Origin of the sequence: Enteractinococcus helveticum, from assembly GCF_001657475.1 — a bacterium.
Taxonomy (GTDB): domain Bacteria; phylum Actinomycetota; class Actinomycetes; order Actinomycetales; family Micrococcaceae; genus Yaniella; species Yaniella helvetica.
The window spans coordinates 329,660-342,242 of the sequence record NZ_LXEY01000022.1 but is presented as its reverse complement, the minus strand read 5'-3'; the positions used below and the strand labels follow the sequence as shown (position 1 = coordinate 342,242).

General features: G+C 56.0%; 15 protein-coding genes. 7 read left to right on the top strand and 8 right to left on the bottom strand.

Annotated elements, in window-relative coordinates:
* Nucleotides 1-245 precede the first annotated feature (245 nt).
* Complete coding sequence (locus tag A6F49_RS13695; protein ID WP_043058624.1) at nt 246-953, bottom strand: GNAT family N-acetyltransferase; 708 nt, start codon at nt 951-953, stop codon at nt 246-248.
* Between the two features lie 183 nt (nt 954-1,136).
* Here A6F49_RS13695 and A6F49_RS13690 point away from each other — a divergent pair, with 183 nt between their 5' ends.
* The 3 genes from A6F49_RS13690 to A6F49_RS13680 are packed head-to-tail and all read left to right on the top strand — an operon-like array spanning nt 1,137 to nt 3,369.
* Nucleotides 1,137-1,373: a sulfurtransferase TusA family protein gene (locus A6F49_RS13690; protein WP_201120328.1), complete on the top strand. Its 237-nt coding sequence runs from the start codon at nt 1,137-1,139 to the stop codon at nt 1,371-1,373.
* A gap of 1 nt (nt 1,374) precedes the next feature.
* On the top strand, nt 1,375-1,743 hold the full coding sequence (locus A6F49_RS13685) for a DsrE family protein (protein WP_043058625.1): 369 nt from the start codon (nt 1,375-1,377) through the stop codon (nt 1,741-1,743).
* 27 nt (nt 1,744-1,770) lie between these two features.
* A complete protein-coding gene (locus tag A6F49_RS13680; protein ID WP_043058626.1) occupies nt 1,771-3,369 on the top strand; it encodes a sulfurtransferase TusA family protein in 1,599 nt (532 codons plus the stop codon).
* On the opposite strand, the gene A6F49_RS13675 is transcribed toward A6F49_RS13680, so the two are convergent.
* The gene (locus A6F49_RS13675; RefSeq protein WP_052504986.1) at nt 3,366-4,358 is read right to left on the bottom strand and encodes an Ldh family oxidoreductase; all 993 of its coding nucleotides are present in this window, start codon (nt 4,356-4,358) and stop codon (nt 3,366-3,368) included. The two genes, A6F49_RS13680 and A6F49_RS13675, sit on opposite strands and share 4 nt — an antisense overlap.
* Before the next feature lie 550 nt (nt 4,359-4,908).
* On the opposite strand from A6F49_RS13675, the gene A6F49_RS13670 reads away from it, so the two are divergent.
* Together A6F49_RS13670 and A6F49_RS13665 are read left to right on the top strand one after the other, a co-directional pair.
* On the top strand, nt 4,909-5,943 hold the full coding sequence (locus A6F49_RS13670) for an LLM class flavin-dependent oxidoreductase (RefSeq protein WP_043058627.1): 1,035 nt from the start codon (nt 4,909-4,911) through the stop codon (nt 5,941-5,943).
* A 59-nt stretch (nt 5,944-6,002) separates the two neighbouring features.
* Complete coding sequence (locus A6F49_RS13665) at nt 6,003-6,710, top strand: MgtC/SapB family protein (protein ID WP_043058628.1); 708 nt, start codon at nt 6,003-6,005, stop codon at nt 6,708-6,710.
* Nucleotides 6,711-6,783: 73 nt separating this feature from the next.
* On the opposite strand, the gene A6F49_RS13660 is transcribed toward A6F49_RS13665, so the two are convergent.
* A complete protein-coding gene (locus A6F49_RS13660; RefSeq protein WP_043058629.1) occupies nt 6,784-7,347 on the bottom strand; it encodes an NADPH-dependent FMN reductase in 564 nt (187 codons plus the stop codon).
* 166 nt (nt 7,348-7,513) lie between these two features.
* Here A6F49_RS13660 and A6F49_RS13655 point away from each other — a divergent pair, with 166 nt between their 5' ends.
* Both A6F49_RS13655 and A6F49_RS13650 read left to right on the top strand, forming a co-directional pair.
* On the top strand, nt 7,514-8,077 hold the full coding sequence (locus A6F49_RS13655) for a cysteine hydrolase family protein (protein ID WP_043058630.1): 564 nt from the start codon (nt 7,514-7,516) through the stop codon (nt 8,075-8,077).
* A gap of 113 nt (nt 8,078-8,190) precedes the next feature.
* Nucleotides 8,191-9,291 (top strand): NAD(P)-dependent alcohol dehydrogenase, encoded by a 1,101-nt coding sequence (locus tag A6F49_RS13650; RefSeq protein WP_043058631.1) that lies wholly within the window; start codon nt 8,191-8,193, stop codon nt 9,289-9,291.
* On the opposite strand, the gene A6F49_RS18205 is transcribed toward A6F49_RS13650, so the two are convergent.
* The 5 genes from A6F49_RS18205 to zapE all read right to left on the bottom strand — a co-directional run bounded on the left by A6F49_RS18205 (nt 9,288) and on the right by zapE (nt 12,559).
* Nucleotides 9,288-9,674, bottom strand: a complete 387-nt coding sequence (locus A6F49_RS18205) for a dihydrofolate reductase family protein (protein WP_201120325.1) — start codon at nt 9,672-9,674, stop codon at nt 9,288-9,290. The genes A6F49_RS13650 and A6F49_RS18205 overlap by 4 nt on opposite strands.
* A gap of 42 nt (nt 9,675-9,716) precedes the next feature.
* Nucleotides 9,717-10,028 carry a hypothetical protein gene (locus A6F49_RS18200; protein ID WP_043058632.1) on the bottom strand — a complete coding sequence of 104 codons (312 nt, stop codon included), beginning with the start codon at nt 10,026-10,028 and terminating at the stop codon, nt 9,717-9,719.
* Between the two features lie 35 nt (nt 10,029-10,063).
* Nucleotides 10,064-10,423, bottom strand: coding sequence for a zinc ribbon domain-containing protein YjdM (locus A6F49_RS13635; protein ID WP_043058633.1), 360 nt, complete (start codon nt 10,421-10,423; stop codon nt 10,064-10,066).
* An 81-nt stretch (nt 10,424-10,504) separates the two neighbouring features.
* Nucleotides 10,505-11,275, bottom strand: coding sequence for an isocitrate lyase/PEP mutase family protein (locus tag A6F49_RS13630; protein WP_043058634.1), 771 nt, complete (start codon nt 11,273-11,275; stop codon nt 10,505-10,507).
* Between the two features lie 207 nt (nt 11,276-11,482).
* Complete coding sequence (gene zapE / locus A6F49_RS13625) at nt 11,483-12,559, bottom strand: cell division protein ZapE (protein ID WP_052504987.1); 1,077 nt, start codon at nt 12,557-12,559, stop codon at nt 11,483-11,485.
* Nucleotides 12,560-12,583 lie beyond the last annotated feature (24 nt).

The following is a 12,583-nucleotide window of genomic DNA, read 5'->3' as shown; positions in this document are numbered from 1 at the left end:
CACGGGCTATATCCCGACTTCGGACGTGACACCGTGCTGGTTTTACCGCGTGGTGACCGATGTGGTTGATCGATGAACAATATCGGTCCCAGCGGCATGCTGAATGGTCGTGGCAGAACTACCACCCTGGTCTTGTAGACACCATCATCCTGATGAGAAAATTCGCCCTGATTTTCTCATCAGCAATAGGGGCTAAAAAATGGCTAATGGAATGCTGTCTGTCTTCTTTGACCAGCACATATGTCTTAGAGCGTGGTGGGCTGAGTTCTGAGTCGTGTTATTTGATTTCCATCAGGGTCAAAATTTTCGGGTACCAACCATTGTTCGAAGGCCCGCTGGATCGCCGGCCAATCCTGATCGATGATGGCAAACCAGGCGGTATCGCGGCTGCGGCGTTTATAGACCATCGCTTGACGAGACGTTCCTTCGTAGGTAAATCCCAATCTGCGGGCAGCCCGGATGGAGGCTTGATTGAGGCTGTCGCATTTCCATTCATAGCGCCGGTAGCCCAGCTCGAAAACATATCGCATCAACATATAGTGAGCTTCGGTGGCGATTCGGGTGCGCTGCACTGCCGGAGATAGCATCACGGTGCCGACTTCCAGACACCCGTGTTGCGGCGTCATCCGCATCAACGCCATCGTGCCAAGCGGACGCAGCGTAGCCCGATCAATGATGGCATAGTGACGTTCGGTATCACGGTTGGCGGCGGCGGTTGTCCAGTTGGCATAGTCGTCTTCGGTGGCAAATGGCCCGGCTGACATATACGTCCAGTCCCGGTCATCTGGAGCTTGGGCGTAGGCTGCAAAGAGTGCTGCTGCATGCCGCTGGGGATCGAGTCGTTCCAAGAGACAATAACGTCCGGATATCGTGAGGGCATCTGGGACAGCAGGCGGCACCCAATCCGGCAGCGCAGGCCCAACGGGTTGATCATATTCGTTGACCCGGTGCATGATATATCCTTTCGGTGGCTACGATGGGCTTCACAGTACGATAGCTACCGACGTCGTTCAATGCCTGAGTACGTCCTGACAGCAGCTTTTGACAGGATATGCAGCATTGAGGTGCTCGGGTTTCGATACTAAGATATCGCTGGTGTGGATATATCCATTTCCCACGAGTGAGGAGCTCTATCAGTGGATCGACCCCAACCGGATACGACCTGGGATGCCGGAAATATGGGCTGTGGCGAACTGATCGTCAAACTCAAGTTCAAGCTTCGCGATGAGCTGGGAGCCGGCGATATTCTGCAACTGACCGCAACCGACCCCGGTGCCCCGCAAGACATCCCTGCTTGGTGTCGTCTCACGCGCAATCCGCTGATCTATCAAGAGCATCCGACATACTATATTCAAGCCAAGGAGCAGCCCTAACATGTCCGGTACCGGAAAATTCTGTGTGTCCATCACCAACGCCAAAAACGATACTGATAAAGCAACCGTTGGTTTTGTTGTCGCCAACGCTGCAGTGGGATCTGACCAAGACACCATGGTCTTCTTGTCCACTGAAGGAGTACGTCTAGCCGAAAAGGGTTATGCCGAAGACATCCACGAAGACGGTTTTGCTCCGCTGGCCGAGCTGATCGGCAACTTCGTTGAGGCTGGCGGCCAGGTCTATGTGTGTGCACCGTGTGTCAAAAAACGCGACATCGATCCAGAAAACCTGATTGACGGTGCAACCATTGTTGGTGGGGCAAAACTTGTGGAATTCCTGGCCGACGGTACCCCAAGCGTCACGTACTAGAACTCTTGATGTGTGAAAGGTCCTGTTATGTCCGTTGCCACCGTGCACCCCTACCCACCGAAGACCAGCTTCAACGGCGGGGATCTCGATTGTGGCAATGGCCTGCTGCTGTTGATTCGTAAACACATTGACCCGCTTGAACCAGGCGAACTGTTGGAAATTGTTTCATACGATTCCACGGTGGAAGTCGATCTGCCCTCCTGGTGCAGGCTGACTAAAAACGAGCTGATCAATATGCACACCGAACCCGGTGTGTGGCGATTCTTAGTCAGCAAGGGACCTTTCACACCGCCCGAAGAAACCAGCCCACCCAGCAAACCGGCCACTGCCGCCGCATCAGAAGCACCGCTGCAGCCAGTACAACTGAAGCACAAGCGGAAGAAACCACAGATGGCGATCACCCAAGAGGTCGTGACGCCACACATCCCAGCTAGTCTGCCCGAGCCCGCCGATGCGCCGGCCATCGAGCCACTGTCAGTGATGAGTCTGGGCTCCTGGCCGCGACCACGCTGGATGCTGGATGCATTACATCAACATCTGGAAGACCGGCTGGATGATGCAGCATTCCAAGCCGACGCCGATGATGCGGTGCAGCTGGCTATCGCGGCCCAAGAACGCGCCGGCATCGATGTGGTGACCGATGGTGAACAGCGCCGCGACAACTACTCATCCTTTGTCGGTGGCATCCTGCAAAACTGCCAGCTCATTCCGGTCACCGATCTGCTGCCATACGTGGACGATCCCGAACAGTTCAACAAGGAACTCCAAGCTCTTGATGTTCCTGCCGGGGAGGTCCGCCACCCCGCAGTCTTCGGACCGCTAGGACGAAAGAACCCGTTGACCGTCCACGAGGTCCGATATGCCCAATCGATTGCCACAAAGCCCGTCAAGGTTAGTCTGCCTGGCCCCTATCTGTTGACTCGGACCATGTGGATGGAGTGCATTTCTGACCGGGCCTATGATAACCGTGAGCAACTTGCCACCGACATCGTGCGCATCCTTCGCGAAGAAATCGCCTACCTGCTGGCCGGAGGCACCGCCTTGGTCCAGCTCGATGAACCGGTACTCACCGAAGTGCTCTATGGCGAACAAGGCCAAGGTGGCCGCACCTTTATGTGTGGCGCCCTCGGCGAGCGCGGTGCACAAGACGAAGAGCTCGCCTTTGCCCAGAAAGTGCTGGAACAAGTCACCAAAGGCTTCCCCACCGACCGATTAGCCCTACATGTGTGCCGCGGCAACTGGACCACCGATGAGACGTCCGCCTTAACAGGAGGCTATGAACCATTGGTACCGCTGTTTCGGTCAGTGAATGTGGGCACCCTCGTGCTGGAACTGTGTACGCCACGTGCCGGCGAGCTCGAAGCGCTTGCCGGGATCCGCGATGATCAGCGCGTGGGGGTGGGGGTCCTGAATCAAAAAGACTCAGCTGACGATACGATCGATGACGTCATTGCGCGTGCTGAGCGGGCAATCGAGCTTTTCGGTTACGAGCGAGTCCTACTCAATACCGATTGTGGTTTTGCAACCTTTGCCGATAACCCTATCCAGTCGGCTCGTGCCGCCGAACGAGACCTGGGTCTGATGGCTCAGGCCCGCGATCACCTGCGAGCCAAATACACCCACTAGATTTCCTTGACTTCACCTTTTTCAGCATAGTGCTGCAGCTGCGACCACAGACTCTGCCGCACCTCCACCATGCGATCACTCGGCTCAAGCTCGGTCACCCGGATCTTACTGCCGTGATCATATCGAAACTGGTGAATCAGCGAATCAATACGTTGGCGATAGCCAGGCAGCTTCTCCGTATCAAGTGCGATGATCGTGGCCCCGATCCCCTGACGCCGCTCCCCGGCATAATACGGGGCAGCCTCATACGAAGAGTCTCCACCACCCAGCATCGCCATGAACTCTACCAGCAGGGCAATGTTGCCACCTTTGTAACCACCAAACGGTAACAGGGTGCCTTCCAGCGCGGCCCCGGCATCGGTGGTGGGCTGACCGTGCCGGTTCAGCGCCCAACTGTCTGGGATCGGCTCACGCCGTATGGCGTATTTTTGAAAATTCACGCGCGCTGTTGACGACGACGCCTGATCAATAATCAGGGCCCGCCCATCAGCCATCGGCACCCCATAGCTCAACGGATTGGTGCCCAACAACCGGTCATAACTGCCACCCACGCTCATCACCGCGGGACTATTCGCAAATGCCAACGACACCAGACCGTGTCTGGCCAGTCGACGAGCATAATATCCCAGCTCACCGCCGGCAAACGCGTTCTTCATCATGAGTATGACCAGTCCATGAGCTTTCACACCGGCCAGCAGGGAGTCCTCAGCCTGGCGGTAGGCATACTGCATGGGCCCATGATCCGCATCAACCATCAGCATTGAATCGGTGACCGAGGCCAGTTTCACTCGCGGTGTGGGCGTGATCAACCGATTCGTGACCGCCTGAAAGTAGTAAAACAAGTGCTCAAGCCCTACCGAGGGTTTACCATGCAGTTCGGCCTCGGTCGTTGCATCAGCAAGGGCCTGGCACACGGCCTCAGTGAAACCTGCCCGTCGAGTGGTTCGATAAACCAGGTCCCAGATCTCATCAGCCTTGACCTGTTGCATGCATCCTCCCGACGTCTAAGGGTTGGGCTCGCTCAATTTCACAATGCTATATCCCTCAGATTAGCGCCCCGCTGCCGGAATCGTCTTTCACTTCAGCACCTCCCAACGACGACGCCGCTAGCGCCGCTCTAGACCACAGTTAACCCGTGGACTCAGATGAGCTTTGAGCCTCGGAAATTCTTGGTTCGCGTCATCTCGGCTTGTGACCAAGACATGGACAGAGTCCAGTTCTGCTTGGCAAACTTCTTGCAGAATGATGCTCGGCAGAGACATGTCTGCTATAACCACCTGAAGGTTTCACATGCCCAAGCGCGCCAAGAAAACGTAGCTCAACGCAGTCCATAGCGCATGGTGAGCCACAGGGTGGCGGCAAACATTGTTGAGCGATCCGTTACGGTCATGGTCGAGACTGGCATCCGGTGAGGCTACTTTCGACCAACGAGCGCACGAGATCTTAGTGTCCTTGCATGACCGACCAGTGTGCCGGGCAAACGTGGTGTCACTAAACTCAGAGTCACCGATAGTTCCAAGTTTCTTCTGAAGGTGCCTCATGTCTGCTGAACATCATCTACAACGTCTGGGATTTCTGACGATCGGATTATTTGATCCACAGAATCCAGCCGAAGGACATGAATCGACCCTGGAAATTATTGAACTGGGTGAGCGGCTGGGTTTTGATAGCGCCTGGCTACGTCATCGGCACCTGCAATTTGGCATTTCTTCGCCTATCGCAGTCATGGCGGCTGCCTCGCAGCGCACCAGTCGTATTGAACTGGGCACGGCGGTGACCCCATTGGGATGGGAGAATCCGCTGCGGCTGGCTGAAGATCTCGCAACCGTAGACATCTTGTCCCATGGCCGCATCAACCCCGGGATCAGCGTCGGCACTCCCATGGACTATGAGACAGTCCAGCATGTGTTGTACCCGAACACTGCTCAGGTGGAGGACTTCAGTAAAGCTCGCGTGGAATTGTTCAACCGGCTAGTCGCTGGCGAGCCGGTGCGTGAATTCTCGGGCAAGAGGGGCGTGGTAGAAGAGTTTTCCGACCGCGTGGAACCGCACTCCCCTGGCCTACGGGATCGTCTCTGGTACGGAGCCGGCAGCATGGGCTCGGCCGTCTGGGCTGGTGAGCACGGCATGAATCTGCTCACCAGTAGCGTGGTCTTCCCACAGGATGACGAAACACCAGATTTCGCCCAGGTCCAGGCCCGGCAGGTCCAAGCGTTTCGACAAGCTGCGACTGAGCATGCCCCGGACTCCCCGGCTCGTATCTCTCAGGGTCTCGTTGTCATCCCCACAGATTCCGCCACCACGGCACAAAAAGCGAAATACCACGCCTACGTAGATGAGCGCACACCGCGCACCGAGAAACCGCAAGGCCCGCGCAACATGCTGTTTGCCAAAGACCTGATCGGCACCAGCGAAGAAATTGTCGAAGAGCTGCATGCACACGCGGGATTCCAAGAGGTCACCGAAGTAGCTTTCGCCCTGCCATTTAGTTTCGACCACGATGACTATGTCCAAATTTTGACCGACATCGCTCACCGCCTCGGGCCATTATTGGGCTGGCATCCCGCCGGGTAAGGCGCCCATCTCCACTGCCACCTGGGACACCACACACCAGGCAGCGTATCCTGGGTGCTATGGAAATTGAGTGGTTCCCAGAGACGCTTGTTACCGAAGCGATCTTATTGGTGTGCTCTTTTGTCCTGTCGGGGATCATTGGTCTTGAACGAGAATTACGACAGAAATCTGCCGGGGCACGAACCCACATTCTTGTCGGCATGGGTTCGGCGCTCTTTACGTTGGTCTCAGCTTACGGTTTCGCACACGTACTGGGTGATGAGGTTGTTCTGGATCCTTCACGCATCGCCGCCCAGATCGTGACCGGTATCGGTTTTCTGGGTGCCGGGGTAATCTTCGTTCGACGAAATATTGTCTCGGGGCTGACCACGGCAGCATCCGTGTGGGTCACGGCGGCAGTGGGCATGGCCTGTGGTGCGGGGATGCCGTTGATCGCCGCGCTAACGGTTGCGTTATATGTGTTTGCTGTCACCGCTCTGACCGCACTGATTCGGCGGCTCCCAACCCAACAACGCACCGAGCTGTATCAAGTCCGTTATCAGGATGGCCACGGAATACTGCGCGATATCCTGCAGGTCGCCTCCGATGCAGGCTACGACATGTCGCTGTCGGAAACACGTCGTGAACGCGGAGAAGGTGGCCACACAGTCCTGGCTCGCATTGAATTTACCCATGGTAAACAACGCCCACCAGAATCACTACTTCGCAAGATTAGTGAAGTCGAAGGCGTTATCGATGTCAGAACCGAAGACCAAGACCACGACTAGCGCATTCTTGGGGTACAAAAAACCGCGTGTATTGATCTATGAGATCAATACACGCGGTTTTGAAGAACACTAACTACACCGTGACACTGGCACTATTCTTGGCGACCAGTTCTTCAAGCTGATCCAGCATGGCGTTCATCTCTGCTGGGTGACGCTGTGCGGGTGCAAACTCGCCGTCTTTCCAGTCGATGAACAGGTTGAAGTTCAGCTCAGCACGCACCACTGGCATAGAGAAGTTCGCAACGATCTGGCGCCACTGCTCGATAGCGCGGACGCCACCGACGGAACCGTGACCAATGAACGCAACCGGTTTGCCGACCCATTCTGAACCAAGCACGTCGACAGCGTTCTTGAAGCCGCCTGGCACGCCGTGATTGTATTCGGGGGTAACGAAGATGTAGGCATCCAGCGAATCGATCTTGTCCGACCATTTCTGGACGTTAGGATCATCGTGGTTTTTGTTCGCAACCATTGGGTGGACGTCGCTGGTCAGCAGCGGGACGTTGTATGCTGCCAGATCGACGTATTCGTATTCGAATTCGCCGTTGCGCTGGGCAGCGATCTCGTGAGCGAATTTTGCTACGGGTTCAGTGTTGCGTTCTCCACGGATTGAACCGTTGATGATACCGATCTTCATAGACGGGTGCTCCTTCATTGTTGAAAGTTCTTCCCCGACTATCTTCGAAGAAGTGGTCTTCTGAGCCGGGCACTCCCTTTCTATTTCACCTGAAACAGAGGGTTATTTCAAATTTGTAACTGTCAGCTGAAAGGCATGTCTTAAGTTGAGCCGATACAATGTTTTCATGCCCCACCACCGTGATGCACTCTTACTGGTCGACCTACAAAATGCGTTCTTTGATGAAGAAGGCTTGGCAGAACAAGAAGACGCGCTCGCCACAGCCGCCAATAGGCTTTCTGAAGCAGCCAATCAAGCGGATATTCCGGTCTTCGTGGTGACGACGGTGCATAGTCGTGATACCTCAACCTGGACACTCAACATGTTCGAAGCCGGTGAGGGTTTCCTGTTTTCAGGTGAGGAAGGCACCGAGGTCATTCCGGGTATCAACACTGATAACACCACTCGGATTGAAAAAACTCGCGACAGCGCGTTCTTTAGTACCGATCTGCACTTGCGCCTTATGAACCTGTCGGTCAACCGGATTGTGATCGCTGGAGTCTCCACCCACGGTTGTGTCAGTCAAACCGCGCGTGATGCCTATGCGCACAACATTCGAACCACAGTCATCCGCGATGCCACGGCCGATGCTCGCCAGGATTATCACGACGCCCAGCTCCAACGGCTCGAAGAAGACCGTCAGGCCTCCACCGCAACCATCAATGAGGTCATAGCTGGTTGGCACAAGTGAGGCACCACTCTGGTGGGATTCGTAGAGTACGCCTAGACACTGCTACGACCGAAGCGTACGGTGAAAAGTGGTCTCGCGAGTCTTAGCGAGGCCACAATTCTTAGGAGGGCACCGTGGAAATTACCGCAGCCGTGACGCCGGGCAAAGGCGCACCATTTGAAATCAAAACCCTGCAACTCGACGATCCTCGTCCCGACGAAGTTCAAGTCAAACTCACCGCAACGGGGGTCTGCCACACCGATGCGATCGTTCGTGATCAGGTCTACCCCACCCCACTACCCGCTGTGCTCGGGCACGAAGGCGCCGGCATTGTTGAAGCCATCGGTGAGGCGGTGACCACCATCAAACCCGGAGACCGCGTCGTGCTGGGATTCAACTCGTGTGGTGAATGCACCCAGTGTCTGCACGGCCGCCCCGCATACTGCAAAAACTTTTATGACCATAACTTCAGCGGCGTCCGCATCGACGGCACGACCGCACTGTCTGATAACGGCACTCAGGTGTCATCGCACTTCTTTGGTCAATCATCATTTGCCTCTCACGCCAACGTCTCCGTGCGTTCGGTCGTAAAAGTCGACGACGACGCACCACTGGATCTACTTGGCCCCTTGGGCTGTGGCCTGATGACCGGTGCAGGCTCGATCATCAACGCTCTGAAAGTCGGCGCTGGAGAAACGGTTGCCATCTTTGGTACCGGTGCGGTTGGCTCATCGGCCATTATGGCTGCCGCAGCCGTTGGGGCAACCACCATCATCGCCATTGACCTGGTCGATTCCCGGCTCGAAGCCGCTAAAGATTACGGCGCAACCGACACCATCAATTCGGGTTCCGAAGACCTTGGCAAGCGGCTACACGAGATCGTGGGCGACGACGGAGTCAACGTAGCGCTGGACACGACCGGTATCACCGCAGTGACGCGCCAGGCCGCCGATGCAGTCGGCATTAACGGTCGCGTTGGATTAGTTGGCGCACCAAATCTCGGTGACGAAGTCAGCTTCGAAGTCGGGGCATCGTTACTCAAGGGGTGGTCTTTCCAGACCATTATTGAAGGCGACGCCGTTCCACAAGAATTCATCCCCAAATTGGTCCGCCTGTGGCGCCAGGGCAAATTCCCAATCGAAAAACTCACCCAGACCTATCCCCTGGCTGACATCAACCAGGCATTTGAGGATTCGGCTTCGGGTAAGACCATCAAACCTATCGTGACGTTCTAGTCTGCCTGGATCTCGCCGACGACATCGTAGCGTATCCAAACGCTACCGTCTTCGAGCGGTTGAGCGTCAAGGAATTTGAACTCATATGGTGCTGGTGTCGAGAACTGCTCATGCGATTCAAACAGTGAGTTTGTGTGGTTTTGCGCATCGGCGGTCGGCATCAACACCAGGCTGAGTTCGTCGCACAGTCCTTCACGGATCATGGACCAGTTCAGGGTCGGCCCACCGCCGAGTATCAACTGATCCATATCGAAAATGCGGCCAATCTTTTCTACCGCCACAGACATATCGAGCTGTTCTTCACCTGCGATGAGATATGAGATGCCTATGCTACGCAAATACGCCTTGAAGGCATCACTGACGCTGGCCGGGATGAGCTCCACAATGTGCGCGTTAACATCGAAATACTCAAAGCTATTGCGATCTCAGGCGAGCTTGCCGGTCCGATCGACCGCAAAGTAAAACATCGCTGCTTCTGGATCCGCAAGGTAATCACCTGCCGGAACCGGCTCGGTGGGTTCCGACAACTCAACCTCGCGGGGCCCACCCATGATCGCTTCGCTCGTACCGCTGCCGCTGATCCAGCCGCGGTGTTGGTCATAGAAACGATTGACGCCCAGCATAAGGTCAAAATACGCTTTCTGGGCGCGCCACCCCACGTCTGTGATGTTGGCAATGCCATCGACTTTGCCGTTGAGTAGCGTGTGCATGTGGCAGATAATGCGAGGTCGGGTCATAACGACTCACTTTCTCTTGTTACATTTCGGGAGTCTTAGGCCTTTTTGACCACGCTGGATTTTAGCTGCATGTTGCCAAAGCCCGGGACTCGAGCGTCGATATCGTGGCCATCAACGCCGTCTTCAAGAAGTCGGATGTCGGTAACTTTCGTACCCACTTTGATGGTCCCGCCGGCGCCTTTGACTTTGAGGTCTTTCACGACGGTGACGGTGTCGCCGTCGGTCAGCACGTTGCCGACGGCATCACGGATGACTGCACCCGACAGTGCTGTATCGGCTTCATCGGCGATGGCTGGGGACCACTCGTGGCCGCACATCGGGCACACGAATAGTGCACCGGATTCGTAGGTGTATTCTTCGGAGCACTCTGGGCATGCGGGCAACTGATCAGACATAACTTGGAAACTCCACCTGTTGAATAAATCGAGCGATATGAGCTGATGTCAGCTCCATGCATCATATCAACAGGCGTTGCGCTAGGGAGCAACCCAGTGTTTAAGCTGTTTTGTGGAGACTTCCGCGAGCCATTTCTGCCACAGTGGGCCGAAAGTCACGCGGCGCACACCCAATCTCTCCAGAGCAGAGAAATCGCCGGCCCCGTGACCATCGACGGGATGTGCAGTGACATTAACCGGCACGGAAACAGCCTCAACGACCGCTTTGACTTGATCTTTTGAGGTCAACCCAACCGGGTAGACAGCTCGAGCACCCGCCTGTTCCATGACACGAAGCCGCTCGACAGCTTCGTGGAGTGGGTCGCGGTAAAATTCCATGCCAAGCTTGACCGCATCTGTCCGTCCGTTGATGACAAATGGGACACCTGCGGCATCTGCGGCCTCTCGGGCCCGGGCAATGTAGTCGGCGTGTTCATTGCGGGAGCGCACCCGGCCACCTTCGGTGTGTACGACGTCTTCGATATTGGCACCGGCTGCGCCAACGCTGAGCAGTCTGTGGATTAACTCCCCCGGCTGCAGCCCATAGCCTGACTCCACATCGACGCTAACGGGAACATCCACGGCTCTGACAATGCGTTTGACGACCTTGAGGTATGCGGTGATTTTCATGTACTCGCCGTCTTCGCTACCGATAGAGTCAGCAACGGGGTGGCTCCCCACAGTGAGCCCTTGAAATCCTGCATCCGCTGCGACCCCGGCACTCCAGGTATCCCAGACGGTTGGTAAAACGATCATGCGACCAGATTCGTGAAGGTCCGCTAGCTGTTGTGCACTTTTGGTTACATCCGACATGAAGCCCTCCTACAGGATATCCACTTCCACCCTACGACTGACTCTTGGCTCTGTACACAGATGAATTCCGAGGCTCAGGAAACACTCGGTGAACTCTCCCTGAACCGGCGTGAATTCAGTATTCAGCAGGCTTCGGTGAGCTAGCTATTGTGGAGCAATTGCCTCGACGACGCACTGGTGCCCATCGGCGCCGCTGGGATGAGTCGGCTAGTGATCTCCGAGCAGTGCCAGGCGACTCATCGTGCGAAACAGGTCTGGTGGTGGCTCTTCAGTATGGGACAGCTCCGTACGAGGGACCGTGGCACAAACGGTCAGCGGGATGTCCCGGTCGACCAAGACGTCGATGAGTGTCACGAAACGCTGACGAGAGGCCGGGTCGGTATTGGACAGTTTGGGCACACCGGTCAACACCCACTGGTCGTAGTCTTCGACCAGTTCCATAAAGTCACTTGTCACTGAGCGCGCCTGCAGTAGGTCAGCAAAATCGAACCAAATCTGCCTGCCCCGTGCTGCTAAGGCTCTCAGCACTCGGTGACCCTCAAGCACAGTCGTTGCCTCTTCTGGTTCCGGCGGCACCAAGCCCGCTGCGCGGAGCGTCTGAGCCGGGGTGTGTCCTGGCTCGACGACGAGCCAGCGGCCGGAGGCAAACCCTGCATCATGGGATACATGTTGCAGGCGATAGTCGGTTCCGCCATCTAGCGTGAGCACCGAAAAATGTTCACGAAGTATTTTGATGCCTGGCTCAATCACGTGATGAAACGCTGGCTCTTGTAATAATCCTTCCGGCTCATAATTCGAGGTGATCAGGGTGGGAATACCGTGTTCTGCAATGGCGGCTAACAGCCGGTTCAGCAAGACAGCACTACCGGGATCGTGGACGTGTAACTCATCGAAGAAGAAGAGCTCGGTGCCGGTGAGCAGGTCTTGTAACGTCGCCTCGATGGCCTCCCGTGTACTCGTTTTGGCCCCGAGCTGTCGCTGAAGTCCGCGAAAAAAGTCGTGGAAATGCACCTGACGTTTCGTCTCGGCTGGATACGGTGCGGTTTCGAATAGCTGCGTCATCAACCAGGTTTTCCCGCGCCCTGGTGGACCGTAGACGAAATAGCCGCTTTGTCCCAGCTTGGCGGTGTGCCCTGCGGTGGCGGCGTTGTGCAGAAACGCAGTGATCTCTTCGACAAGCCGGCGCTGTTCAGGATCCAGGATTACCCCACCTGGTGTGGCGTGGTTTTCGATATGTGCGATTACCGCTTCGGAGGATTGCAGTACGACTTCGGTTGTCTCCATGAGCGCTCATCATAGTCAAGCAGA

Bases quoted from the DNA above. Each gene is read 5' to 3' on its own strand.
- A6F49_RS13665 (WP_043058628.1), top strand. From the start codon at position 6,003: ATGGAAATTGAGTGGTTCCCAGAGACGCTTGTTACCGAAGCGATCTTA.
- A6F49_RS13685 (WP_043058625.1), top strand. From the start codon at position 1,375: ATGTCCGGTACCGGAAAATTCTGTGTGTCCATCACCAACGCCAAAAAC.
- A6F49_RS18200 (WP_043058632.1), bottom strand. From the start codon at position 10,028: ATGACCCGACCTCGCATTATCTGCCACATGCACACGCTACTCAACGGC.
- A6F49_RS13675 (WP_052504986.1), bottom strand. From the start codon at position 4,358: ATGCAACAGGTCAAGGCTGATGAGATCTGGGACCTGGTTTATCGAACC.
- zapE (WP_052504987.1), bottom strand. From the start codon at position 12,559: ATGGAGACAACCGAAGTCGTACTGCAATCCTCCGAAGCGGTAATCGCA.
- A6F49_RS13630 (WP_043058634.1), bottom strand. From the start codon at position 11,275: ATGTCGGATGTAACCAAAAGTGCACAACAGCTAGCGGACCTTCACGAA.
- A6F49_RS13655 (WP_043058630.1), top strand. From the start codon at position 7,514: ATGCCCCACCACCGTGATGCACTCTTACTGGTCGACCTACAAAATGCG.
- A6F49_RS13680 (WP_043058626.1), top strand. From the start codon at position 1,771: ATGTCCGTTGCCACCGTGCACCCCTACCCACCGAAGACCAGCTTCAAC.
- A6F49_RS13695 (WP_043058624.1), bottom strand. From the start codon at position 953: ATGCACCGGGTCAACGAATATGATCAACCCGTTGGGCCTGCGCTGCCG.
- A6F49_RS13660 (WP_043058629.1), bottom strand. From the start codon at position 7,347: ATGAAGATCGGTATCATCAACGGTTCAATCCGTGGAGAACGCAACACT.
- A6F49_RS13670 (WP_043058627.1), top strand. From the start codon at position 4,909: ATGTCTGCTGAACATCATCTACAACGTCTGGGATTTCTGACGATCGGA.
- A6F49_RS13635 (WP_043058633.1), bottom strand. From the start codon at position 10,423: ATGTCTGATCAGTTGCCCGCATGCCCAGAGTGCTCCGAAGAATACACC.